At 36.0% G+C, this 25,034-nt stretch carries 21 protein-coding genes and 1 riboswitch; of the genes, 4 read left to right on the plus strand and 17 right to left on the minus strand.

Annotation, left to right across the window (positions count from 1 at the left end; all coding sequences use genetic code 11):
• Positions 1-105: 105 nt before the first annotated feature.
• A complete protein-coding gene (locus tag ACFX5E_RS08135) occupies positions 106-747 on the plus strand; it encodes a flavin reductase family protein (protein WP_379854700.1) in 642 nt (213 codons plus the stop codon).
• A gap of 2 nt (positions 748-749) precedes the next feature.
• Positions 750-2,282, plus strand: coding sequence for a cryptochrome/photolyase family protein (locus tag ACFX5E_RS08140; RefSeq protein WP_379854701.1), 1,533 nt, complete (start codon positions 750-752; stop codon positions 2,280-2,282).
• A gap of 76 nt (positions 2,283-2,358) precedes the next feature.
• Here the strand turns inward: ACFX5E_RS08140 and ACFX5E_RS08145 are convergent, their stop codons facing one another.
• Both ACFX5E_RS08145 and kynU read right to left on the minus strand, forming a co-directional pair.
• A complete protein-coding gene (locus ACFX5E_RS08145) occupies positions 2,359-2,802 on the minus strand; it encodes a glycine zipper family protein (protein ID WP_379854702.1) in 444 nt (147 codons plus the stop codon).
• A 100-nt stretch (positions 2,803-2,902) separates the two neighbouring features.
• Positions 2,903-4,177: a kynureninase gene (gene kynU, locus ACFX5E_RS08150; protein ID WP_379854703.1), complete on the minus strand. Its 1,275-nt coding sequence runs from the start codon at positions 4,175-4,177 to the stop codon at positions 2,903-2,905.
• A 182-nt stretch (positions 4,178-4,359) separates the two neighbouring features.
• Here kynU and ACFX5E_RS08155 point away from each other — a divergent pair, with 182 nt between their 5' ends.
• Positions 4,360-5,094, plus strand: coding sequence for an SIMPL domain-containing protein (locus tag ACFX5E_RS08155; RefSeq protein ID WP_379854704.1), 735 nt, complete (start codon positions 4,360-4,362; stop codon positions 5,092-5,094).
• A gap of 254 nt (positions 5,095-5,348) precedes the next feature.
• Here ACFX5E_RS08155 and queA read toward each other — a convergent pair whose 3' ends face one another.
• From queA to ACFX5E_RS08210, 11 genes are all read right to left on the minus strand, one after another.
• Positions 5,349-6,398, minus strand: a complete 1,050-nt coding sequence (queA, locus tag ACFX5E_RS08160; protein WP_379854705.1) for a tRNA preQ1(34) S-adenosylmethionine ribosyltransferase-isomerase QueA — start codon at positions 6,396-6,398, stop codon at positions 5,349-5,351.
• Between the two features lie 176 nt (positions 6,399-6,574).
• Positions 6,575-7,801 (minus strand): 3-phosphoshikimate 1-carboxyvinyltransferase, encoded by a 1,227-nt coding sequence (gene aroA, locus ACFX5E_RS08165; protein ID WP_379854706.1) that lies wholly within the window; start codon positions 7,799-7,801, stop codon positions 6,575-6,577.
• A 78-nt stretch (positions 7,802-7,879) separates the two neighbouring features.
• Complete coding sequence (locus tag ACFX5E_RS08170) at positions 7,880-8,206, minus strand: nucleotide pyrophosphohydrolase (RefSeq protein WP_379854707.1); 327 nt, start codon at positions 8,204-8,206, stop codon at positions 7,880-7,882.
• Between the two features lies 1 nt (position 8,207).
• Complete coding sequence (dtd, locus tag ACFX5E_RS08175; protein ID WP_379854708.1) at positions 8,208-8,660, minus strand: D-aminoacyl-tRNA deacylase; 453 nt, start codon at positions 8,658-8,660, stop codon at positions 8,208-8,210.
• Between the two features lie 133 nt (positions 8,661-8,793).
• Positions 8,794-9,771: a ribosome small subunit-dependent GTPase A gene (gene rsgA, locus ACFX5E_RS08180; RefSeq protein WP_379854709.1), complete on the minus strand. Its 978-nt coding sequence runs from the start codon at positions 9,769-9,771 to the stop codon at positions 8,794-8,796.
• Between the two features lie 287 nt (positions 9,772-10,058).
• Complete coding sequence (locus tag ACFX5E_RS08185) at positions 10,059-11,141, minus strand: chorismate mutase (RefSeq protein WP_379854710.1); 1,083 nt, start codon at positions 11,139-11,141, stop codon at positions 10,059-10,061.
• Positions 11,142-11,250: 109 nt separating this feature from the next.
• The gene (locus ACFX5E_RS08190; protein ID WP_379854711.1) at positions 11,251-12,105 is read right to left on the minus strand and encodes a prephenate dehydrogenase; all 855 of its coding nucleotides are present in this window, start codon (positions 12,103-12,105) and stop codon (positions 11,251-11,253) included.
• Between the two features lie 164 nt (positions 12,106-12,269).
• Positions 12,270-13,418 (minus strand): pyridoxal phosphate-dependent aminotransferase, encoded by a 1,149-nt coding sequence (locus ACFX5E_RS08195; protein WP_379854712.1) that lies wholly within the window; start codon positions 13,416-13,418, stop codon positions 12,270-12,272.
• A complete protein-coding gene (locus ACFX5E_RS08200; protein ID WP_379854713.1) occupies positions 13,415-14,242 on the minus strand; it encodes a prephenate dehydratase in 828 nt (275 codons plus the stop codon). Before ACFX5E_RS08200 ends, ACFX5E_RS08195 begins: the two co-directional genes overlap by 4 nt.
• A 386-nt stretch (positions 14,243-14,628) precedes the next feature.
• Positions 14,629-15,882, minus strand: a complete 1,254-nt coding sequence (locus ACFX5E_RS08205; RefSeq protein WP_379854714.1) for a dicarboxylate/amino acid:cation symporter — start codon at positions 15,880-15,882, stop codon at positions 14,629-14,631.
• 103 nt (positions 15,883-15,985) lie between these two features.
• Positions 15,986-16,585, minus strand: a complete 600-nt coding sequence (locus ACFX5E_RS08210; protein WP_379854715.1) for an outer membrane beta-barrel protein — start codon at positions 16,583-16,585, stop codon at positions 15,986-15,988.
• A gap of 178 nt (positions 16,586-16,763) precedes the next feature.
• Between ACFX5E_RS08210 and gldA the strand changes: the two genes are divergently transcribed.
• Positions 16,764-17,663 (plus strand): gliding motility-associated ABC transporter ATP-binding subunit GldA, encoded by a 900-nt coding sequence (gldA, locus tag ACFX5E_RS08215; protein ID WP_379854716.1) that lies wholly within the window; start codon positions 16,764-16,766, stop codon positions 17,661-17,663.
• A 164-nt stretch (positions 17,664-17,827) separates the two neighbouring features.
• Here gldA and metF read toward each other — a convergent pair whose 3' ends face one another.
• The 4 genes from metF to ACFX5E_RS08235 form a co-directional block, all read right to left on the minus strand.
• Positions 17,828-18,784, minus strand: a complete 957-nt coding sequence (metF, locus tag ACFX5E_RS08220; RefSeq protein WP_379854718.1) for a methylenetetrahydrofolate reductase [NAD(P)H] — start codon at positions 18,782-18,784, stop codon at positions 17,828-17,830.
• Between the two features lie 200 nt (positions 18,785-18,984).
• Complete coding sequence (locus ACFX5E_RS08225; RefSeq protein WP_379854719.1) at positions 18,985-22,071, minus strand: vitamin B12 dependent-methionine synthase activation domain-containing protein; 3,087 nt, start codon at positions 22,069-22,071, stop codon at positions 18,985-18,987.
• Positions 22,072-22,468: 397 nt separating this feature from the next.
• Complete coding sequence (locus tag ACFX5E_RS08230; protein WP_379854720.1) at positions 22,469-23,470, minus strand: homocysteine S-methyltransferase family protein; 1,002 nt, start codon at positions 23,468-23,470, stop codon at positions 22,469-22,471.
• A gap of 247 nt (positions 23,471-23,717) precedes the next feature.
• Positions 23,718-23,840, minus strand: a riboswitch (SAM riboswitch).
• Between the two features lie 92 nt (positions 23,841-23,932).
• Positions 23,933-24,985: an NAD(P)/FAD-dependent oxidoreductase gene (locus tag ACFX5E_RS08235; protein WP_379854721.1), complete on the minus strand. Its 1,053-nt coding sequence runs from the start codon at positions 24,983-24,985 to the stop codon at positions 23,933-23,935.
• Positions 24,986-25,034 lie beyond the last annotated feature (49 nt).

Here is a 25,034-nt window from a genome sequence, read left to right on the forward strand (position 1 = left end):
CTTTTTTGGGTTCAAAAACAATTTTGCATAAATATATTTATTTTTGTTTGCTTTATTTTATATTTACTTAAACAAAAAGTACCTTTGTTTTTAAATTAAAAAGACATGAAACACATTTCTAAAGACGATATTTCTCAAATGGAGAAAGTAGAAAGATTGAATTTAATCAATTCCTGTACTGGCTATAAATCGGCTAATCTTCTGGCTACAAAATCACTTGATGGAAAATCCAATGTAGCTATTTTCAGCAGTGTCACCCATTTAGGAAGCAATCCTGCCTTGATTGGATTTATTATGCGTCCTACAACAGTACCCAGAGACACGTACAAAAATATCAGAGAAACTGGCTTTTTTACCGTAAATCATATTACTGTTGACATGATTGAAGATGCACACCATACATCAGCTAATTATGAGTTGGGAATTTCCGAATTTGACAAAACAAATCTGGAAGAAGAGTATAAAAATGATATTCAAATCCCATTTGTAAAAGGAAGCCCGGTTCAATTGTATTGCAAATATGTAAATGAGTATTACATCAAGGAAAATGATACAATTCATGTAATTGCGTCTATCGAAAACTTGTTTTTTGAAGCAGAATTAGAGCACAAAGATGGTTGGTTACAAATTGATAAAGGAAATGTTATAGCGCTAAATGGACTTGATGGGTATTGTTTACCCAAATTAGTGGATCGTTTTGAATATGCACGAAAAGAACTTCCTACTACTTCATTTTTCAAAAAATAAGAATGAAAAAACTACGGTTAATACTTGGTGATCAGCTAAACCTGCAGCACTCTTGGTTTCAGGAAAGTGATAACAACACAATTTATGTCCTTGCAGAAATGCGTCAGGAAACGGATTATGTCAAACATCATATCCAAAAAGTTGTCGCCTTTTTTCTGTCGATGCGGAATTTTTATACAGCGATACAGACACATGGACACCAAGCCGTCTATTTTCAAATAACCGAGGAAGACAATCCACAAGATTTAGAAAATATCATTGGAGCTTGTATCGAAAAATACAAAATCGAAAAATTCGAATACCAATTACCAGATGAATACCGACTGAACGAACAATTAAAAACGATTTGTCGCAATCTAAAAATAAAGTCAGAAGCTTTTGAGTCAGAACATTTTTATACTACACGTCATGAACTTTCAGATTTTTTTGAAGGCAAGAAATTGTTGCTAATGGAGAACTTTTATCGCAACATGCGTAAAAAACATCACATCTTGATGGATGGATCAAATCCTTTGGGCAACCAATGGAATTTTGATGCCGATAATCGCAAAAAATACAAAGGCGAAGTTCCTGTTCCGTCAGAAAAAAATTTTCACACAAACGTTTCTGAAGTTATTGCTCAAATAAAAGAAGCAGGTATAGTAACTATTGGGAACATTGATTCCCATAATTTCAGCTGGCCTACTTCACGTGAACAATCTCTGGAAGTTTTAGCTCATTTCTGTACTAATCTGCTGAAACATTTTGGTGATTATGAAGATGCGATGCACACCGATGAAAAATTCCTCTTCCATTCCCGTTTGTCTTTTGCTATGAATAGTAAAATGCTTTCGCCAAAAGAAGTTATCGAGACGGTTATTGCTTTTTATGATGCGAATGAAGCCGAAGTATCCCTCTCACAAGTAGAAGGATTTGTACGCCAAATTCTGGGTTGGCGGGAATACATTCGGGGAATTTACTGGAAAGAAATGCCCGATTATGCAAACATGAATGCCCTAAAAAACTATAACAAGTTGCCTGATTTTTTCTGGACGGGTAAAACCAAGATGAATTGCATGAGTCACGCTATCAATCAAAGTTTAGACGATGCTTATGCACATCATATTCAACGCCTCATGGTGATAGGGAATTTTACGCTACTGACACAAATTCATCCTGATGAAGTAGATGCGTGGTACCTTGGCGTATACATAGATGCGATAGAATGGGTCGAAATGCCAAATACCCGCGGAATGTCACAATATGCTGATGGCGGAATTATTGCCACAAAACCCTATGTTTCCTCCGGAAGTTATATCAATAAAATGAGTAATAATTGTAGCAAATGTCATTATAATGTCAAAGACAAATTTGGAGACAAAGCGTGTCCTTTCAATACGCTGTACTGGAATTTCCTTGATGAGAAAAAAGAGTATTTTAAAGGAAATCAACGTATGGGAATGATGCTAAATTTATTGAATAAAATGAATCCTGAAGAACTGTATAAAATCAAAGTAAAGGCTACCGAAATTATTCAAAACTTGGATTCGTATTAAACGAAAATTAACCAAAAAAAAGAGTGTTTAAATTCGATTAGAACTCAAACACTCTTTCTTATTATAAAGAATAAACTTATTCCTTTTTTCCATCTATAATAGCACCAGTTCCGGCACCAACTCCAGCACCCGCAATACCACCAATTATAGCTCCCTGAACTTTTTTCTTACTTATTATTGCTCCAGTCGCGGCCCCAACGCCAGCGCCAATTACAGCCCCTTTTGCAGCTCCGCTCCAACCTTTCTTTTTTGTGGTGGTTGTGGTAGTTGTGTTAGGTGCTTCTTGACGATTGACAATTACTACTTCTTTTTGGGTTTCAATCTTAGCATTTTGAACTCTGTCCATTTCAATTTGCATCGAATCGATAACTTTTTGCTTTTCAAATTCGACATTCATTGAATCCGCTGTTGCTTCTTTAATGGAATCGACACTAGCTTGTTTGGCTTGCATTTCCGTTTTCCCTTGGTCTTTACAAGAAACGATAATTAAAGCTACTACTATAAAATATATATTTTTCATGATTTTAAATTTTAGAATTTATAACTCGACAAAGAACGTTCAAACGATCCCATAAAAATTATAGAATTTAAACTATTTTTTAAGTAGTCTGATGATAAACTTAACCTGTTATTCCCGCTTTCAATATTTGTCCAAAACGGTACATGTCTTCAAATGAACAATATAATGGAACGGGAGCCAATCTGATCACATTAGGTTCACGCCAATCCGTGATTACACCGTTTTTCATTAAGTAATCAAACAAACTACGCCCTTCTCCATGCAGCAATACTGATAATTGCGAAGCTCTTTCTGATGGATTTGACGGTGTAATAATTTCAAAGCTACTATCGACTTCTTTGTCTATTTCGTGAAGGATAAATTCCAAATAGGATGTGATTTTATCTCTTTTGGCGATTAACGCGTCCATTCCTATTTCATCAAACATTTCTACGGATGCTAAATATGGTGCTAACGAAAGTACCGGAAGATTACTAATTTGCCAACCATCAGCACCATGAACCGGATCAAAAATCGGTTCCATTTTGAAACGACGTTCTTTATTGTGTCCCCACCAACCGGCGAATCTCGGCAACTCCGAATTATTATGGTGTTTTTCATGAATAAAACATCCCGAAGCGTTTCCCGGTCCTGAGTTCATGTATTTATAACTGCACCAAGCCGCAAAATCTACATTCCAATCATGAAGTTCTAATTTAATATTTCCAGCTGCGTGAGCCAAATCCCAGCCTACTTTTGCGCCAGTTTTATGACCTGCTGTTGTTATGGTTTTCATATCAAAAACCTGTCCTGTGTAATAATTAACACCGCCAATTAAAACCAAAGCCAACTCATCACCTACTTCTTCAATTTTGGCCAAAACATCCTCCAAACGAATGTTGTGTTCCCCATCGCGACGCTTGATTTCAACAATTGCATCTTCTGGTTTATATCCATGAAAATGAACCTGACTTTGGAACATATATTGATCCGAAGGAAATGCCTTTTCTTCACAAATGATTTTATATCGGGTTGCTGTAGGTCGGTAAAAGGAAACCATCAGTAAATGCAGATTTACTGTTAACGTGTTCATCACGGTAACTTCACTTGGAAGCGCCCCAACTATTATACTCAACGGATTCGCAAATCGTTCATGGTAATCCCACCATGGTTTTTCGCTATAGAAATGACCTTCAACGGCAAGGTTCGCCCAGTCATTCATAATCTCATCCACATACCCTTTAGTACGTTTAGGCTGCAATCCCAATGAATTTCCAGTGAAATAAATCACCTTTTTCCCGTTTACCTTTGGAAAAATAAATTCATCTTGGTATTTATTTAATTGATCTTGTGCATCAAGTTGTTGTGCAAATTCAAGTGTATTTTCGAAAGTCATCTTTTGTATTTTGTTTGGTAAAAGTAGTAAAAAAAGACAGATAGAGAAAAGACTTTTAGAGGATTGACGACAGATACAAAAGTTAAAATTCTGAATGAAAAAATAGTAGCCCATTATTATAGGGAATTAAGAAACTACTCGTTATTTGTTTATATTTGATTGAATTAAAAAACCTCAAAGCCATGCTTAAAAACAATTTTAACGTTATTATTATTTCGGTGGCCGTGGTGATTTCTGCTTATTTATTTTCGAATGCTTTTCAGAATCGAAATAAAAATAATGATAACATAAGTGTAACTGGTTTAGGAAAAAAAGATTTTGTTTCTGATTTGATAGTTTGGAGTGGCTCTTTCTCTAAAAAAAGTGCGACTCTAAAGGAAGCCTATGCTGCATTAGATGCTGACCGCGAAAAAATAAAAAGCTATTTGTCAAGCAAAGGAATTGCTCCGAATGAGATGGTATTTTCGGCAGTGAATTTCAATAAAGATTTTCAAACTATTTTCAATGAAAACGGGACTACAAAACAACAATTTTTCACAGGATTTACGTTGACTCAAAGTGTGATTATCCAATCTAAGGAAGTAAATAAAATTGAAGAAATTTCGAGACAATCCAGCGAACTGATAAATTCAGGAGTAGAATTTTATTTGAATCCTCCTGAATATTACTACACTAAATTAGCCGAACTAAAAATAAAAATGATTGCTGAAGCTACGAAAGACGCAAGTATAAGAGCCAAAAGCATTGCTAAAAATGCAGATGCAAATCTTGGAAATCTAAAAAAATCAGACATGGGTGTTTTTCAAATTACAGGACAAAATTCATCGGAAGATTTTTCTTATGGCGGTTCTTTTAATACGCAATCCAAAAATAAAACAGCAAATATTACTGTAAAACTGGTTTATCAAGTAAATTAAAATTATAAGTAATCGAGACCAGGAACATTGCGTTAGGGATGGAAATGGAAAGCTTTTTTTACAAAAACAAATAGTAATACAGCAACGAGGAAGCGACTGGAGGAAGCTCCCGCAGTGCTAGTATTGCTTTGTTTTTGTGAAAAACTTGCAATGTACAGCCCGGAAAACGCCATTATCATTTTATTTTATAAGATTGCATAAAAAAATCTCGCTATTACTGACGAGATTTTTTTTAACCTTATATAAATTGACTATTAGATAATCAACATAGCATCTCCGTAAGAATAGAATTTGTATCCTTCTTCAATTGCTTCTGCGTACGCTTTTTTCATTAAATCATGTCCGCAAAACGCTGAAACCATCATTAATAAAGTTGATTTTGGAGTATGAAAATTAGTAATCATGCATGTTGGAATAGCAAAATCATGTGGAGGAAAAACGAATTTATTTGTCCATCCATCAAAAGGATTCAAGGTGTTATGTGAGGACACTGAACTTTCAACGGCGCGCATAGAAGTAGTTCCTACGGTACAAATACGTTTCTTTTTAGCTTTGGCTTCATTCACAATATCACACGCTTCTTGAGTGATTTTTAATTCCTCAGAGTCCATTTTGTGTTTCGATAAATCTTCTACCTCAACTGGATTGAAAGTTCCTAAACCTACGTGAAGTGTAACTTCGGCAAATTTAATTCCTTTGATCTCTAATTTTTTCAATAGATTTTTAGAAAAGTGCAAACCTGCTGTTGGTGCTGCAACAGAACCTTCTTCTTTAGCATAAATAGTTTGGTACCGTTCCGCATCTTCCGGGGTTACATCTCTAGAAATGTATTTTGGGATTGGAGTTTCTCCAAGTTCTGTTAATTTATTTCTGAATTCTTCGTAAGAACCGTCGTAAAGAAAACGCAATGTTCTACCACGAGAAGTAGTATTGTCAATTACCTCAGCAACTAATGAATCATCATCCCCAAAATATAATTTGTTACCAATTCTGATTTTACGTGCCGGATCAACTAAAACATCCCAAAGTCTTTGCTCAGAGTTTAATTCTCTAAGTAAAAAAACTTCGATTCTTGCTCCTGTTTTTTCTTTGTTTCCATACAAACGTGCTGGGAAAACTTTAGTATTATTCAGAATTAAAACATCTCCGTCATCAAAATAATCGATAACGTCTTTAAACATTTTATGCTCTATAGTTCCCTTCTTACGATCAATAACCATTAGACGTGATTCGTCTCTGTTTTCAGCTGGATATTCGGCAAGAAGTTCTTTTGGTAAATCGAATTGAAAATGTGATAATTTCATTTGATAAAGTTATGAGTTATGACTTATAAATTATGTCCTTCAACTTCTCTCTGGACAGCAAAATTCTAAATCGTTTGCAAATATACGATTGTGAGATAGGCGTTGTCAAGTGTTTTGCTGTTTATTTTCAAAAGTCCTTTGCCACAAAGGCGCAAAGGCACTAAGCAAAATTTCATTTACAAAATTTCAGATACATTAAAATGTAATTTTTTCATGTCTTCCCAAAAATCAGGGTATGATTTAGAAACTACTTCGGCATTTTCGATGATTATTGGCACTTTCAAGGCCAAAGGTGCAAATGCCATCGCCATTCTATGATCTTTGTACGTAGCAATTTTAATATTGTGATTGATTTTGGATGAAGCCACAAGCGTCAAACTATCAATGGTAACGGCTATATCCGCTCCCAATTTTGTCAGTTCAATTCGTAGTGCTTCCAGCCTGTCCGTTTCTTTAATTTTTAAGGTATGAAGTCCGGTAAGATGGCAACCAATACCTAATCCAAGGCAAGTAACTACAATCGTTTGGGCAATATCAGGTGTGTTATTTAATTCTAAGTTTAAAGTTTCCGGTTTGAAGTCAGACTGTTTTACCAAAGTCATTTTGTTACCTTCAAAATGCGTTTCCACACCCATTTGCTTGTAAATTTCAACCAAAGCCGAATCTCCTTGTAAGCTGGTTTCTTTATAACTGGTCAATGAAATAGAAGCACTTTCGGACAAAGCAACCAAACTAAAAAAATACGAAGCAGAACTCCAATCGGATTCTACGGTCATTACTTTTGATGCTACTTCTTGTTTTGGATAAACCGTAATAACATTTCCTTCAAAACTGGTTTTAATATCTAAATCATTCAACAATGCCAAAGTCATTTTGATATAGGGAACCGAAGTGATTTCCCCTACCAAAGTGATTTCGATACCGTTTTCTAATTTTGGTGCAACTAATAACAATGCGGATATGTATTGACTGCTTACATTTGCCGGAATGTTCACCTTAGAAGCTGTGATTTTTTGTCCTTTGATTCGGATAGGCGGATAACCTACTTCTTTTTCATAAGAGATTTGCGCTCCCAACTGTTCCAAGCCATTCACCAAAACTTTTATTGGACGTTCCTGCATTCTTGGCGAACCAGTCAAAACCACTTCACGGCCTTCATTTACCGCAAAATAAGCCGTTAAAAAACGCATCGCCGTTCCCGCATGATGAATGTCTACTATTTCTTCGTTCCCTTTCAATGCTTTTTGCATTACTTCACTGTCATCAGAGTTTGAAGTATTCGCTAAAGTAATATTGGGAAACAATACTTTTAATAACAATAGTCGGTTGGTTTCGCTTTTTGATCCGGTAACTGTAATCTGAGCTTGTAAATTGGAATAGGAAGTGTGTAACAGTAAATTCATTTTATTGGTTGTTTGGTCGGTTTTGGTAAATTTATTTTAAAAAAATCATACACCAAAACTTTGCCCTTACTTATAACATTATTTTAGTTTCTCGTTATTTTTGTGGCGGTCTTTGTCACGAATGGATTTCATATCCATTTTTTTATCGAAAGCCGCTTGTAAATCGATTCCGGTTTGATTCGCAAGACATAAAACCACAAAAACCACATCGGCTAATTCTTCGCCAAGATCTTTGTTTTTGTCGCTTTCTTTCTCGGATTGCTCTCCGTACCGACGGGCAATGATTCGGGCCACTTCACCTACTTCTTCTGTAAGCTGTGCCATATTAGTTAGTTCGTTAAAGTAACGAACGCCGTGTTCTTTGATCCAAGTGTCAACGTCTTCTTGGGAGTTTTTTAGGTTCATTTTATTCTCTATTTTTACTGTCAATAATTATAGTTACCGGACCATCATTTAACAAAAGCACCTTCATATCCGCACCAAAAACTCCTGTTTGAACTTTCTTACCCAACTCAATTTCTAGGCGTTTAACAAAATTCACATACATTGGAATGGCAACTTCTGGTTTTGAAGCTTTTAAATACGAAGGACGATTTCCTTTTTTGGTGGAAGCATGCAATGTAAACTGACTTACCACAATTATATCGCCGTCGATATCCTTAACAGATAAGTTCATAACTTCATTTTCATCCCCAAAAATACGGATGTTGGCTATTTTTGCAGCTAACCAAGCTATATCTTCTTGTACATCGGCATCTTCAATACCAACTAAAACCAACAATCCTTTTTGGATATCGGCTACGGTTTTATCGTCTATGGTTACTGAGGCCGAGGAAACTCTTTGAATTACAACTTTCATAGCCCCCTAACCCCAAAGGGGGAATTACAACGTAAATAAAAATATTCAATCATATTTCAAAAATTAAGAAAACCATAAATCACAACTAATTTAAACACCACTATTGGAGTTCCCCCTTCGGGGGTTAGGGGGCTTACTCCCTCGTTTTATCGCTTATTATACGGTCTTCGTTATGGATATCAGTACGGTAATTTTCATCATCCCCTTCCAGTATTTTAAGGTAACTTCTATAACGGGACCAAGCGATTTCATCTTTTTCTAAAGCTGCTTTGATGGCACAATGCGGTTCGTCTTTATGCAAACAATTATTGAATTTACATTGCTCTTTCAATTTGAAAAATTCAGGAAAATAACCACTGATCTCTTCTTTTTCCATATCGACAATCCCAAAACCTTTGATACCTGGGGTATCAATAATTCTGGCATCAAAAGATAAATCATACATCTCGGCAAAAGTCGTCGTGTGTTGTCCTTGCTTGCTTGCTTCAGAAATTGTTTTTGTTTTTAGATGTAAAGCAGGTTCCATGGCATTCACTAAAGTTGATTTCCCAACACCAGAATGTCCTGAAAACATACTCACTTTGCCAATCATCATTGCTTTCAACTCCTCAATCCCCTTCATTTCCGTAGAAGAAACGCGCAAACATTTGTATCCAATTTCTTGGTACACATGCTGCATATACAATTGCTCATCAAGCGTATCATCGTCAAAGGTGTCAATTTTATTAAAAACTAAAATCGTTTCTATTCCATACGCTTCGGCAGTAACCAGAAAACGGTCAATAAAATTAAAAGTTGTTGGAGGATTATTGATGGTTACCAACAAGAAAACCCGATCAATATTAGAAGCAATAATATGCATCTGATGTGATAAATTCACTGATTTCCGAACAATATAATTCTTTCTGTCGTGAATTTTATGGATGGTTCCTGTAACGGTATCGGATGATTCTTCGAGTTCATAATCCACAATGTCACCCACAGCAATAGGATTGGTGCTTTTGATTCCTTTGATTCGGAATTTCCCTTTCATACGGCATTCGATAAAATCCCCTTGTTCTGATTTTACGGTGTACCAACTTCCTGTAGATTTGTAAACTAGTCCTGTCATTGAGGATTTTTGATTGAAGATTAACGATTTTAGATTTCTGATTTAAAACCTAAGACTTTGCAAAGATAATTTTTTGTTTTAGGTTTAAAGTTTAAAGTTTAAAGTTTTTCACTTTGAACAACTTTACAAACACTTAAGAATGGAAAATCCCCACAACTTTTGACATTTGTTTTAGGTTTAAAGTTTAAAGTTTTTCACTTTGAACAACTTTACAAACACTTAAGAATGGAAAATCCCCACAACTTTTGACAAAAGCTATAGGGATTTTTTATTTGAAAAAATATTGATTATTTGTTCAACACTTTTTCCTGGTGACCAATACTTTCTTGGTGAATCGCTTTGAACATTTTTAGCACAAATTCTTCTGTCAATCCTTTTTTCTCACCATCCAAAATCATTTTTCCAAGGATTTCATTCCAACGATTATTTTGCAATACAGCGACGTTCGCGTTTTTTTTCACCTGACCTATTTCGTCCGCTACTTTCATTCTTTTGCCCAAAAGCTCTAACAAAGTTGCATCTAAAACATCAATATTAGCTCTTAATTTTTTCATCTTAAGCGTAAACTCATCCGAAACATCATCTAACTTTCTAACTTTTAAATCAATGAAAATTTGTTTCAAAGCATCAGGAGTCACTTGTTGTGCAGCATCACTCCAAGCATTATCAGGATCAGTATGTGTTTCGACAATCATTCCGTCATAATTCAAATCCAGCGCTTGTTGCGTTACTTCAAGAATCATTTTGCGGTCTCCAGTAATATGAGACGGATCGATGATTAATGGTAAATCAGGAAACTTATTTTGTAATTCGATAGCAATTTGCCATTCTGGAATGTTTCTGTATTTTGTTTTCTCGTAAGTAGAAAAACCTCTGTGAATAACACCCAATTTTTCAATTCCTGCATTGTACAAGCGCTCTACACCACCCAACCACAATGATAAATCTGGATTTACTGGGTTCTTTACCAATACAATTTTCTTAGTTCCAGCCAAAGCATCTGCAATTTCCTGCACCGCAAAAGGATTTACGGTCGTTCTGGCACCAATCCACAATACATCGATATCATATTCCAAAGCTAATTTTACGTGAGCTGCATTTGCCACTTCCGTTCCCATTAACAATCCAGTTTCTTCTTTCGCTTTTTTCAACCATTTCAAACCTATTTCTCCAACACCTTCAAATCCTCCCGGACGCGTTCTTGGTTTCCAGATTCCTGCTCTAAAAATACTTACATCTGAATCTTTCAATTCATGTGCAATTTTCAATACTTGTTCTTCTGTTTCAGCACTGCAAGGTCCTGCTATCACTAATGGATGGGTCAAATTGAATTCATTCAACCAATTTCTCATTTCTTTCTTGTTTTCCATCTTTTCTAATTTTTTCCCCACCCCAGCCATCCCCAAAGGGAAGGGAGCCGAAAATGGATGATTGTTGTTAATTATTTTTTAGTTGTTTTACTAATTCCCCCTTTGGGGGTTAGGGGGCTTTCATTCCGTTTAATATTTCCTTTATTTTATTGACACTATGCATTTCATTGTAAATCGCATCGTAATCTTCCTTTTCTAATAATTCTTTAAATTTTGATAAATTCGAAATGTACTCTTCCAATGTTTTCATAACCTGTTTCCTGTTTTGTTTAAAAATAGGCGTCCACATTGCTGGGGAACTTTTGGCCAAACGAACCGTGCTTTCAAAACCCGAGCCCGCCATATCAAAAATATCCTGCTCATCCTTCTCTTTATTGATTACCGTTTTCCCAAGCATAAAAGCACTAATATGTGACAAATGCGAAACGTAAGCAATATGTTTGTCATGCGATTTTGGGTCCATATACCGAATCCTCATTCCCATCGCGGTGAAAAGTCGCAAAGCTCTTTCCTGTAATTTGAAAGTTGTTTTCTCCACCTCACAAATAATATTCGTCTTCCCTTGAAACAATCCTTTTATCGCTGCCGATGGACCTGAAAATTCCGTTCCTGCAATAGGATGTGTTGCTATAAAATTCCTCCTTTTAGGATGATTGGATACCGCTTCGCAAATGGGCATTTTAGTTGAACCCACTTCAAAAACAATCGTATTATCCCCAATAACATCCAAAACTCTTGGCAATACAGTCAACGCTACATCAACCGGAACAGAAACAATCACAAAATCGGCGTTAATTAAATCATCAAAACTTGCGCCAGAATCCACAACTCCTAAAGCTAAGGCTTCCGCCAAATGACTTTCGTTGTTATCAATTCCATAAATTTTGACTTCCGGATGAAAGGTTTTAATGTCCAATGCCATCGAACCGCCTATCAACCCTATTCCAATTACAAATACTTTCATTTCTTATTTTTTTGTAGCTAATCCTGCTATTCGCTATATCTTTCTAGTCCTGAACTTGTTTCAGGATCGTGAAACAAGTTCAGGACTAGAAAGGATACCGCTTCTATCAGGGCTAGTGTATCTCGTTTTTTAGAACTTTTATTTTTCTTAAACGGATATTTGTTTTATGCAAATCTGTCAATTGCTTCCTGTACTTTTTCCTCTTTTACACATAATGCAAATCGAATGTATCCTTCTCCATTAGAACCAAAAATGGTTCCCGGCGCAATAAAGATAGATTTGTCATATAAAATTTCATCAATGAATTTCTCTGCTGATGTAATTCCCTCGGGCAATTTTGCCCAAACAAATAATCCAACGCCTTCCTTATTCACTTTACAGCCTAATTTTTCAGCCAATTGCTCGGTAAGAATTCTACGTTTTTTATAAATAGCGTTCATCGATTCGAACCAAGTTTTGTCACTTTTCAAAGCTTCAATTGCTCCTTTTTGAATCCCGTAAAACATTCCGCTATCCATGTTGCTTTTTACTTTTAGAACTGCATCAATACACGCTGCATTTCCTAAAACCATTCCAACTCTCCAGCCGGCCATGTTAAAAGTTTTGCTCAGCGAATTCAATTCTAAAGCTACTTCTTTAGCACCTTCCACTTGCAATAAACTCATCGGATTGTCATTCAAAACAAAACTATATGGATTGTCATTGACTAACAAAATATTATATTTTTTGGCGAAAGCCACCAATTTTTCAAATAACTCCAAACTTCCTCTTGCTCCTGTCGGCATATGCGGATAACCAATCCACATGATTTTCACTTTCGATAAATCCAATTTTTCCAAAGCTTCAAAATCAGGTTCCCAGTTATTATTTTCTTTTAAGTCATAATAAACCGGAACTGCTCCTACTAAATTCGTCACCGAAGTATAGGTTGGATATCCTGGATTTGGAATCAGAACATGATCTCCTTCATTCAAGAAAGCCAATGAAATGTGCATAATTCCTTCTTTGGAACCCATCAAAGGCAAAATTTCGTTAGCAGGATTCAATGCCACTTGAAAGTTGTTCTGATAAAAATCAGCCATAGCTTGTCGCAACTCCGGCAATCCCTGATAACTCTGGTATTGATGCGCATTTTCATCTTTCATTGCTGCAATCACTGCGTCAATCACAGCTTGTGAAGGCTGTAAATCCGGACTTCCAATTCCCATATTGATAATTGGTTTCCCTTCAGAAGCCAATTGTCTTACCTCTCTCAATTTTGAAGAGAAATAGTATTCTTCGATTATATCGAGGCGTTTCGCTATAGTAGTCATGGCTTTGTATTTTTATATTCGCCTAAAACTTTAAAGTATTCTGCCATAATGGTCAGCAATGCTTTTGCTTTAGCATAATCTTCGTATTTTTCGAAAGTAACATCCACAAAAAAGGAATATTTCCAGGGTGTTTCTATTTTTGGCAAGGATTGTATCTTGGTTAAATTCAATTTGCAATCACTCATTACATTCAAAACTGCCGCTAAACTTCCTCGTTTGTGATCCAATTCAAATTTGATGGAAGCTCTGTTTATTTCATTTTTAGAAACAAAATTATCGGCTTTATTAATGATAACAAATCGTGTCATGTTATTATTTATCGTCTGAATCTCCGGTGCCAAAATCTCTAAATCATACATTTCAGCAGCCGTTTTGCTCGCAATTGCCGCAATTCCTTTCAGCTGATGCTGATGTATTCTTCTTGCTGTTTCAGCGGTATCTTTATCTTCGACTAATTTTATATCCGGATACTTTTTCAGAAATTCCATACATTGTAATAATGCCATCGGATGTGAATGCACTTCCAGAATATCTTCTATTTTTTGACCTTTTAAAGCCATAAAATTTTGATGAATATCTAAGTAATGTTCTCCAATTATATGTAGATTATTTTTGTCAATCAAAGCATAATTAGGAATTATTGGTCCCGCAATAGAATTTTCTATCGCCATAACCGCCTGATCTGATTTGCCTGACATTAGACTATCAATCAATTCTTCAAAAGACAAACATTCATCTACCTCAATATTTTGATCGTAATACTCCTGTGCCACCTGATGATGAAATGAGCCTTTTATACCTTGTATTGCAATTTTAGCATTCATATTCTAAATTTTTAGGCAAAAAAAAATCCCGATTCACATCGGGATTGTATATTTATAATTATCAATTTAATTTTATAATTAAATAACCATACGACAATCCCTATCCTCTTTCCAGAAGAAATAATAAGTATTGCTAAAATAAAATCGGCTATTCAACATGATGTTATTTTTTGTGTATTAATTCTATGCGAATGTATAAATTATTTTTAGTGCGCCAAAGAAAAATTCTGATTTTATTAAACAAAAAAAGAATTCTCTATAAAACTGGTTTTTAATTACATAATAACTAAAAAAGGCAGGATAAAATTGTGTTTAAGTAACTCCACATAAATGATTTTCGAAACAAAACGACCTGTTTTTCTTTAAACTGTAATTACAGAAACAATTTATGAAGTTAAGCTTGCCGAAAGCCATTTTTTACCATCCGCAATTCGGGTAATCAGCATTGACGAAACCACATCGCCATTGGCATTCAATAAAGTGGCCATTGGATCCACTAAAGTCCCAACAATCATAGCAGCAGGTAATGCTTGCTCCATGGGAAAACCATAAATAGTAATAGCCAAAATCTCTCCTATATAACCACCATTTGGGATTCCACCTTCAACCACCGAAACGATTACTGTAATACCTAAAGCCAGTAACAAAGTGTGCGGATCCGTAAAATCTTTCCCAAACATGGCAAAAATAACTGCAATCTTTATAATTGACGACATACTGGATCCGTCTTTATGCAAAGGCGCACCTAATGGTATAGCAATATTACGAATGTGTTCCGGTATATGCATTTTCTCCGCTGCTTCTAAATTGGCTGGAATTGTCGCTATACTGCTGCACGTTCCCAAAGCCGTCAATGCAGGCGTGATATTATTACCCCAAAAGACTTTTAGTCCCTTTTTCCCACCAGCCATAAATGCATATAAACTGAAAAACACAACAAAATAGAAAGCACAAACCCCATAATAAAGTCCCAATGGTTTTGCGTAAGCTCCAAATAATTGTGGTCCGAATATACCAACTTGATAAGCAAAATAAGCCCCTAATCCTATTGGAGCGGTTTTCATTATCAGATGCAGCAAATGTTTCATTACTTCGTTTCCAGAATTTAAAAAATCTCTAAAACTGGCTCCTTTCTCACCTGAACGTAAACTGGCAAAACCTATTAAAAAAGAGAATATAATTAAAGCCAACATACTTTTTCGAGAAAGCAATTCATAAAAATCGCCTGCTGTCAGCAATTGGGTAATTTGCGATCCTGTATTGCTACTTTGGATACTTTCCAGTGGTATTTTTGAAATGATGATATCTTGATGAATCGGAAAAAGCAACACTCCAATAATCATTAATATTGCCGAAATTAGTACGGTACTTAAAAACACACCGATCACAACCACAAATAGTTTTCCTAATTTTTCTGATTTCTCTAAACTGGCAATCGAAGATGCAATGGTAAAAAAAATCAACGGTATTATTGCTGTAAACAGTAAATTTAAAAATATATCACCTAATGGTTTGATGATTTCTACCCCTTTTCCAAAAACCAATCCCAATATACTTCCGGCTACAATTCCGCAGAGTAGCAATAAAATACTTTTGTAGTTTTTCAAGAAACTGCCCGATTGTGTATTTTTTAAAATCATATCTATATAGTTTAGGGTAAATATATAAATCTTAATGAGATTATTCTAAAAATAAAAAGCATCCGTAAAACGAATGCTTTCTTTAAATTAAAAAGAATAGGGATTAAAAATTTTTTGAAATTCCTGCAGAAAATGTTTGGCCAAAAGTGAACTCAAAATTTTTTGTTTTTTGAAAATTATTAGAATCATTTTCAAAAGTGACTTTGTTAAAGTTATATCCTAATCCTCCAAAACCAAAATTTAATGCAAACCCATTTTTGATTTTAAGTAATAATGCTGGTGTGACACTTAAACCAAATCCATTTGATTTATTTGTATTTACTGTTGTATTATTAGTATTCGTATAGTTTCCACTACCAAAATTATAACCTGAACCTAAATCTGCATATACTTCAAACATTTCACTTAATGGTTTTGAGTAGCGAACAAATGCGCCGATACCGTAATAGTTAGATTTACCATTGCCTGAATCTGTTTCATTTTTAGTAAATGAAGCACTAGTTTGAACACCAACTGTCAAATATTCGGTAAATTGGTAGCCGATTTTCGGCGTAATACCAAAATTATTTTGAGTCGCATGATTTCCAGAAGAATTTACTTTCTGGGAATAAAATCCGACACTTCCTGATACCAAGTACGTACCTTTTTGAGCATTTGCAAAGCTAAAAATAGTCAATGCAAGAATCACTAATGTTTTCTTCATAGTTTGTTTGATTTGTTTAAAATTAATATTTCATTAACAAGAATAATGCCATTTTATCGGAACATTGATTTAACCTATTTAATATGAATATTAATAAGTTATAAAATATAATATAAAAAAATTTGGTTTAATTGAGTACTATTCATTTTCTGTTTACTTTTGCAACAAATAAAATTCCATGTCAATAGAAGTAAATAATATATCCAAAAGTTATGGTGCCCAAAAAGCATTGGATAACATCTCATTTTCTGTAAATAAAGGAGAAATCGTTGGTTTTTTGGGTCCAAATGGAGCTGGGAAATCGACTTTAATGAAAATATTGACTACCTATATCAATGCAGATGAAGGTTCGGCAATGGTGAACGGACATGATGTAAACAGCAACCAAAAGGCAGTGCAACTTTCTATTGGCTACTTACCGGAACACAATCCATTGTATTTGGATTTATATGTGAGGGAATATTTAGCTTTTAATGCTGATGTCTATAAAGTAGCTAAATCCCGCATCGAAGAAGTGATTCAGCTTACTGGTTTAACCACCGAAAGTCATAAAAAAATAGGACAATTATCCAAAGGATACCGTCAACGCGTAGGTCTTGCCAACGCTTTATTACACAATCCCGATGTTTTGATTCTGGATGAACCAACTACAGGTTTAGATCCTAACCAATTGATTGAAATACGCAACGTGATTAAAAATGCAGGTAAAGACAAAACCGTTTTCCTTTCTACACACATTATGCAGGAAGTCGAAGCCATTTGCGACCGCGTTATCATCATCAATAACGGAAAAATAGTAGCCGATAAAAAACTCGACAACTTAATATCTGCCGACAAAGAACAGATTATCGAAGTAGAATTTGATTATAAAATAGAAGAACAAGCCATTGCTAAAATCCCTAATTTGAAATCTTTCAAAAACACTCATGATTTCTCATGGGAACTGACTTTTGTATCCGATAAAGATATGCGTCCTGCGGTTTTTGATTTTGCTCATGATAATGGTTTAAAAACACTACAACTCAATCAGAAGAATAAAAACTTGGAGGCTGTTTTTAGAGAAATAACCAAGGAGTAAACTGTTTTCATCATAGTTTTCAGAAAAATAAGCTCGGTTTTATCATTCCGACGAAGGGGGAATCTCATCAAGTGGGATTCCTCCTTCGTCCGAGTGACAAAACAATAAAAAAAGCTTCCAGCCTTTTAAAGGCTGGAAGCTTTGGATATAGTAGTATAAATTTTCTAAAAAACCTTACTTGCGATTTGACGAATATTCTCTGATTTACCCATTGAATAATAGTGCAACACAGGAACTCCGGCAGCTTTCAATTCTAAAGATTGTTGAATCGCCCATTCGATTCCTACTTGTTTGATGTCATTGTTATTTTTACACTGATCCACAGCCTGTATTAAATCTTCCGGTAAATCAATTCGGAAAATTTGTGGTAATACTTGCAAGTGTCTTTGCACCGCGATTGGTTTAATTCCCGGAATAATAGGAACGGTAATCCCCATTTCTCTGGCTTTGTCAACAAATTCAAAGTATTTAGCATTATCAAAGAACATTTGTGTTACCACATAATCTGCTCCGGCATCTACTTTTTCTTTCAGTCTTTTTAAATCTGAAATTAAAGATGGAGATTCCAAATGTTTTTCCGGGTATCCCGCAACTCCAATACAAAAATTGGCTTTGTTATCGACTTCCATCACATCGTGCAGGTATTTTCCTTGATTCAACTGATAGATTTGTTTGACCAAATCGACAGCAAAATCATTCCCACCGTGTTTTGGGATGAAATATTGTTCATCCTTCATGGCATCACCACGCAAAGCCATTACGTTGTCTAAACCCAAATAGTGACAATCGACCAATAAATACTCAGTTTCTTCCTTGGTAAAACCTCCGCAAAGCACATGCGGGATAGTATCTACATTGTATTTATGTTTTATGGAAGCACAAATGCCCAAGGTTCCGGGACGCATTCTGGTTAGTCTTTTATCTAATAAACCTTGGCCTTTATCCACGTAAATATATTCCTCGCGAGAAGTTGTCACGTCTATAAATGGCGGTTTGAACTCGATCAACGGATCAATATTATCGTATAATTCCTGAATGCTTTTCCCCTTTTGAGGCGGAATAATTTCGAAGGAAAATAAAGTTTCTCCTTTTGCGTCTTCTATATGTTGTGTTACTTTCATAGCCACCTAGCCCCCAAAGAGGGAATTACAGTCGTGCCTATAAAACACAGCGCAACTTGATTAATAATTATATAATTTTTCAAAATTTTTTTATGTTATGTTGACAAAACAATAGAATTTATTGAATGTTAAGTGAATAATTTCTCCCAACCCTAATTTTATTCACGAAGATTGGAGTTCCCCCTTTGGGGGTCAGGGGGCTAGTCCGCAATATTTGGACTCAACCATTTCGTTGCAATTTCAGTTGAAACGCTTCTTCGTTTCGCGTAATCAATGACTTGGTCTTCTTTTATTTTTCCAAGTCCAAAATACTTGCTTTCTGGATTTCCAAAATAATAACCTGAAACCGATGATGCCGGCCACATGGCCATACTTTCAGTCAATGTCACTCCTATTTCTTGTTCTACATTTAGTAATTTCCAAATGGTAGGTTTCTCTAAATGGTCTGGACAAGCCGGATAACCTGGTGCCGGACGAATTCCCTTGTAATCTTCGGCAATCATTCCTTCAGTAGTTAAGGTTTCATCGGACGAATAACCCCAAATTTCCTTACGGATTTTTTCGTGCAAATATTCCGCAAAAGCTTCTGCAAAACGATCCGCCAATGCTTTCACCATAATCGAATTGTAATCGTCTAAATCTCTTTCGAATTCTGCTGCCCATTCATCCACACCAAAACCGGTCGTTACACAAAACGCTCCCATGTAATCCGTTTTACCGCTGTCTTTCGGGGCGATAAAATCCGATAAAGCAATATTTGGAGCACCTTTCGTTTTTTGTGATTGCTGACGCAACGTCAAGAATTTCTCTAACACTTTTCCGTTTTCATCACTCAATTCAATATCATCATCATTGACTTGATTCGCAGGGAAAATTCCGTATATTCCTTTTGCTGTCAGTTTCTTTTCTCTCAAAATAACTTCCAACATTTCCTGCGCATCCGCAAAAACAGAAGTAGCTTGTTCGCCAACAACGTTATCCGTTAAAATAGCAGGATATTTCCCGAACAATTCCCATGTTCTAAAAAAAGGTGTCCAGTCAATATACGGAACCAAAACATCCAAATCGACTTCGATTGTTTTTGTTCCAATAAAATTAGGTTTAATCGGGTTGTAATTTTCCCAATCTAATTTCAGTTTATTGACACGAGCTTGCTCAATGGTTAAGAAATTTTTGTCCCGTGAACGGTTCAAAAATGTTTCTCTAAAAGCATCATATTCTGCTCGAATGTCACTTGCATATATTTTCTTTTCAATATTCAATAAATTTCCAGCAACCGTTACGGCTCTTGAAGCATCATTTACGTGAATAACCGTTGATTTGTATTGCGGTGCAATTTTCACGGCAGTATGCGCTCGTGAAGTCGTTGCTCCACCAATCATCACAGGGATCTTTATGTTTCTTTTGTCTAATTCTTTAGCCAAATAAACCATTTCGTCAAGCGAAGGTGTTATTAATCCGCTTAAACCAATAATATCAACGTTGTGTTCTATGGCTGCCGCGATAATTTTTTCAGGTGCAACCATCACTCCTAAATCAATTATTTCATAATTATTACAAGCCAAAACAACCGAAACAATATTTTTTCCAATATCGTGTACGTCGCCTTTTACAGTTGCCATTAAGATACGGCCAGCCCCCCCCGCCCCCGAAGGGGGTGCCTCCAACGCTGCACATATTGAAGTTAAAACTTTATTTAATTCAAACAGAACTTGATTATTTGTAAAACGAATTACCTGATAACCTTGACTATTTAACCAATTTGTTCGCTCTAAATCACTTGCTGTATTCTCTGGTAATTGATGAATTAAACCGTCAATTTCTATAATTATATTTTCTTTTAAACAAATAAAATCGGCTATATAATCCCCAATAATATGTTGTCTTCTAAACTTATATCCTTCTAGTTTTTTCCCACTCAACTGCTCCCACAAAACCCTTTCTGCATCGGTTGGTTTGTTTCGCATCTCTAATGAATACTTTTTCAACAAACCATAATTAAGTGGGTTTGCAGTTTCCCAATGTTGAGAAGTCTTAACTCCCCCTTCGGGGGCTGGGGGGCGTTTCTCTGCATCTATAAATGGCAATAAATAAGCTACCGCTTTCTTCATTACACGAGCCGATTTTACCACTTGCGGCAAAAACATTTTACCTGAACCAAATAAATCACCCACCACATTCATTCCTGCCATTAGGTTGATTTCGATTACTTCGATAGGTTTTGTTGCTGCCTGTCTGGCTTCTTCGACATCAATTTCTATAAATTCATCGACTCCTTTTACCAGCGAATGCGTCAATCGTTCCTGAATCGTTCCCGAACGCCATTCTTGGACTGCTTTTTCATTACTCTTTACATCTCCTTTTACATTTTCGGCAAAATCAAGCAATCTTTCGGTAGCATCGTCTCTTCGATTTAGAATTACATCTTCGACGCGTTCTAAAAGATCTTTTGGAATTTCGTCGTAAATAGAAAGCATTTCCGGATTCACGATACCCATTGTCATACCGTGCTGAATGGCATGGTACAAAAATACCGAGTGCATCGCTTCCCGAACGGTGTCATTTCCCCTAAATGAAAAGGAAACATTACTTACACCACCACTAATGTGTGCATGAGGAAGATTTTCTCTAACCCATTTGGTTCCTTTAAAAAAATCCAATGCGTTTAGGCGGTGTTCTTCCATACCAGTTGCTACTGGGAATATATTTAAATCGAAAATGATGTCTTGCGGAGGAAAACCAACTTTGTTTACCAAAATATCATACGAACGCTGGCAAATTTCTATTCGGCGCTCGTAATTATCCGCTTGTCCAGTTTCATCAAAAGCCATGATAATAACCGCTGCTCCATAGCGTTTAATCAATTTAGCGTGATGGATAAATTGTTCTTCCCCTTCTTTCAAAGAAATCGAATTCACAATACTTTTTCCTTGGACCACTTTTAGTCCCGCTTCGATGATATCCCATTTTGAGCTGTCAATCATGATTGGCACTCTGGAAATATCTGGTTCGGCAGCGATTAGATTCAGGAATTTTGTCATAGCATATTCGCCATCGAGCATTCCTTCATCCATATTAATATCGATGATTTGTGCGCCACCTTCCACTTGTTCTTTGGCAATGCTAAGTGCTTCTTCGTATTTTTCTCCCTTGATTAATCGAAGGAATTTTCTAGAACCTGTAACATTAGTTCGTTCACCAATATTAACAAATACGCTTTCCGGCGTAATGATTAAAGGCTCTAATCCTGATAATACAAGGTTTCTTCTAGTTTCTGCTTGTGCCATTTTTTATTTTTGTTTAATCCTGCACGGTTTTTAACAACCAAGAAGATTTATCTTATTTTTTAATTATTGTGGGCGTGACCCAAAAGGGTCGGGCTATTCGTTACAAGTCCTCGTCTAATTCCGCTATCGCTTCATTTGTCTGTGGGCTTTTCACTGCTATCCCTCACGCGGGTTTTGTACCTTCTATGTCATTGCGAGGAACGAAGCAATCTCATCCAGTAAGTTCTTAAACATCGTCCACATTTTTGTCATTCCGACGAAGGAGGAATCTCATTATGTGATTCCTCCTTCGTCGGAATGACAAAATCACACTTTATGTTTTTTATTCTCTTTCTGGGCACGGATTACAAATCCGCGCTATCTAGTTATAATTCAGACTCGACAAATCGCGTCTCTACTACATTGTTGCTGTTGACACTCTGGGTTTATATTCCTTTGCGATATCAGCAATCAACTTGATATGTTCTGGCGTTGTTCCGCAACAACCGCCTATGATATTGACTAAATTATCGTCTAAATATTCTTTGATAAATGCTTGCATTTGTTCTGGTGTTTCATCGTACTCTCCAAAAGCGTTTGGCAATCCTGCATTAGGATGCGCCGACACATTGAATGAAGTATTTTGTGATAACGTTTGAAGATACGGCTTCAACAAATCAGCTCCTAAAGCGCAATTGAAACCTACGCTCAATAACGGAATATGCGAAACCGAAACCAAAAAGGCTTCAACGGTTTGACCTGAAAGTGTTCTTCCTGATGCATCTGTAATGGTTCCTGAAACCATGATTGGAATATCGATATTGCGTTCGTCTTTGACTTCTTCGATGGCGAAAAGTGCGGCCTTTGCATTTAACGTGTCGAAAATGGTTTCTACTAAAAGCAAATCACTTCCTCCGTCTATTAAGGCTTCTACTTGTTGTTTGTAAGCAATTCGCAAATCATCAAAAGTTACAGCTCTGTAACCCGGATCATTTACATCTGGTGACATGCTCGCTGTTCTGTTTGTTGGTCCTATTGAACCGGCTACAAAACGAGGTTTATCTGGATTTTTGGCTGTAAATTCATCGGCTATTTCACGGGCGATTTTTGCCGATTCGTAGTTGAGTTCATACACCAAATCTTCAAGATGGTAATCTGCCATTCCAATAGTGGTTCCAGAAAAAGTATTGGTTTCAACGATATCCGCTCCAGCTTCAAAATAAGCTGCGTGAACCGCACGAATCGCTTGTGGCTGAGTCAGTGACAATAAATCGTTGTTTCCTTTTAAGGAATATGGAAAATCTTTGAAACGTTTTCCACGAAAGTCTTCTTCGGAAAAATTGTAGCGTTGCAACATGGTTCCCATAGCTCCATCGAGTACGAGTATGTTTTTTTTAATGGCTTCTTGAATTGTTGACATCTTTTGTTTTATTCTCGCCAATACTAAGTATTAAGCGCTTATTATTAATTACAAAAGTTCACTATTTTAGCTCTTTAGCCCCGATTGCAGCGGTATCCTTTTTTTCTGGTCCCGACTGTTCGGGACAGAAAAAAAGATATAGCGGAAAGCGGGAAGATTGATGGCAAAAAAACGCCAATCATTCGCTCTAAAAAATATTAAAAATGTTGTCAAGAAAAGGTTTGAGAAATACTAAGTGAGTATTCGTGTGTTATCTATCCTTGAAGTACTGAAATTAATACAGCATCAAAGTAGAATGTAGCACCTTCTTTAAAGATAAAGGGTTGCTAAGGTTTCATTGGGTCTTTCCCTCCGCCTTTCGTGATAACGATCAATAAATATAGGAACAGTGCAAAGTAAAGACATAGCGTTAATACTTGCAAGTATTAACGCTATATTTTTTAACTAGTTTGTATTAAGTTGTTAAACTATGGCTTTTACCACGGCTTTTGGAGCTTCTTTACGAGTTCCGTCAAATCCGTCAACACCAGAAACTGTAGTATATTTCAACACATATTTTTTACCGGGATTGATAATTTGGTAGGCTGCCTGACACATTAATGTCGCTTCGTGGAATCCACAAAGAATTAATTTCAGTTTCCCTGGATACGTATTTACGTCACCAATAGCGAAAATTCCAGGAATGTTCGTTTGATAATCCAAAGCGTTGTTTACTTTGATCGCATTTTTTTCTATTTCCAGTCCCCAATGTCCAATAGGTCCTAATTTTGGCGTTAATCCAAAAAGTGGAATAAAATAATCCGTAGGAATAGTTCTGTGAGCGCCATCTTCATCTACAACAACAGATTCTAAGTGTTCAGCTCCATTCAAACCAATCACTTCTCCTGGAGTTATCATTTTGATTTTTCCTGAATTTTTTAGTTCTTGCACTTTCTCTACAGAATCTAAAGCTCCTCTAAATTCATTTCTACGGTGAATCAAAGTTACCTCTGAAGCTACATTAGAAAGGAAAATACTCCAATCTAGTGCAGAATCTCCTCCTCCGGAAATTACAACTCTTTTATCTCGAAATTTTTCCGGGTTTTTAATAAAGTATTTTATTCCTTTATCTTCATAAAATCCAATATCTTCTATAAGTGGTTTTCTAGGTTCAAAACTTCCTAATCCACCTGCAATTGCTACAACAGAGGCATGAAACTTCTTCCCTTTATTTGAAGTCACAATAAAACTTCCATCTTCTTGTTTCTCTATAGTTTCAGCACGTTCGCCCAGCGTAAAACCAGGTTCAAATTGCTTGATTTGCTCCATTAAGTTATCTACCAAATCCCCCGCTAATACTTCCGGAAATCCAGGAATATCATAGATTGGTTTTTTAGGATATAACTCAGATAATTGTCCACCAGCTTGTGGCAATGCATCTAAAATATGGCATTTTAATTTTAATAATCCTGCTTCAAATACTGCAAATAATCCTGTTGGACCGGCTCCGATAATTAATATGTCTGTTTTAACCATTTTTTTATTCTTTTATTCCTCCCCCCAAACCCCCTCCGAGGGATGGGGA

This window comes from Flavobacterium xylosi, assembly GCF_042787345.1.
GTDB lineage: Bacteria > Bacteroidota > Bacteroidia > Flavobacteriales > Flavobacteriaceae > Flavobacterium > Flavobacterium xylosi.

Bases quoted from the DNA above. Each gene is read 5' to 3' on its own strand.
- ACFX5E_RS08135 (WP_379854700.1), top strand. From the start codon at position 106: ATGAAACACATTTCTAAAGACGATATTTCTCAAATGGAGAAAGTAGAA.
- ACFX5E_RS08140 (WP_379854701.1), top strand. From the start codon at position 750: ATGAAAAAACTACGGTTAATACTTGGTGATCAGCTAAACCTGCAGCAC.
- ACFX5E_RS08145 (WP_379854702.1), bottom strand. From the start codon at position 2,802: ATGAAAAATATATATTTTATAGTAGTAGCTTTAATTATCGTTTCTTGT.
- kynU (WP_379854703.1), bottom strand. From the start codon at position 4,177: ATGACTTTCGAAAATACACTTGAATTTGCACAACAACTTGATGCACAA.
- ACFX5E_RS08155 (WP_379854704.1), top strand. From the start codon at position 4,360: ATGCTTAAAAACAATTTTAACGTTATTATTATTTCGGTGGCCGTGGTG.
- queA (WP_379854705.1), bottom strand. From the start codon at position 6,398: ATGAAATTATCACATTTTCAATTCGATTTACCAAAAGAACTTCTTGCC.
- aroA (WP_379854706.1), bottom strand. From the start codon at position 7,801: ATGAATTTACTGTTACACACTTCCTATTCCAATTTACAAGCTCAGATT.
- ACFX5E_RS08170 (WP_379854707.1), bottom strand. From the start codon at position 8,206: ATGAACCTAAAAAACTCCCAAGAAGACGTTGACACTTGGATCAAAGAA.
- dtd (WP_379854708.1), bottom strand. From the start codon at position 8,660: ATGAAAGTTGTAATTCAAAGAGTTTCCTCGGCCTCAGTAACCATAGAC.
- rsgA (WP_379854709.1), bottom strand. From the start codon at position 9,771: ATGACAGGACTAGTTTACAAATCTACAGGAAGTTGGTACACCGTAAAA.
- ACFX5E_RS08185 (WP_379854710.1), bottom strand. From the start codon at position 11,141: ATGGAAAACAAGAAAGAAATGAGAAATTGGTTGAATGAATTCAATTTG.
- ACFX5E_RS08190 (WP_379854711.1), bottom strand. From the start codon at position 12,105: ATGAAAGTATTTGTAATTGGAATAGGGTTGATAGGCGGTTCGATGGCA.
- ACFX5E_RS08195 (WP_379854712.1), bottom strand. From the start codon at position 13,418: ATGACTACTATAGCGAAACGCCTCGATATAATCGAAGAATACTATTTC.
- ACFX5E_RS08200 (WP_379854713.1), bottom strand. From the start codon at position 14,242: ATGAATGCTAAAATTGCAATACAAGGTATAAAAGGCTCATTTCATCAT.
- ACFX5E_RS08205 (WP_379854714.1), bottom strand. From the start codon at position 15,882: ATGATTTTAAAAAATACACAATCGGGCAGTTTCTTGAAAAACTACAAA.
- ACFX5E_RS08210 (WP_379854715.1), bottom strand. From the start codon at position 16,585: ATGAAGAAAACATTAGTGATTCTTGCATTGACTATTTTTAGCTTTGCA.
- gldA (WP_379854716.1), top strand. From the start codon at position 16,764: ATGTCAATAGAAGTAAATAATATATCCAAAAGTTATGGTGCCCAAAAA.
- metF (WP_379854718.1), bottom strand. From the start codon at position 18,784: ATGAAAGTAACACAACATATAGAAGACGCAAAAGGAGAAACTTTATTT.
- ACFX5E_RS08225 (WP_379854719.1), bottom strand. From the start codon at position 22,071: ATGGCACAAGCAGAAACTAGAAGAAACCTTGTATTATCAGGATTAGAG.
- ACFX5E_RS08230 (WP_379854720.1), bottom strand. From the start codon at position 23,470: ATGTCAACAATTCAAGAAGCCATTAAAAAAAACATACTCGTACTCGAT.
- ACFX5E_RS08235 (WP_379854721.1), bottom strand. From the start codon at position 24,985: ATGGTTAAAACAGACATATTAATTATCGGAGCCGGTCCAACAGGATTA.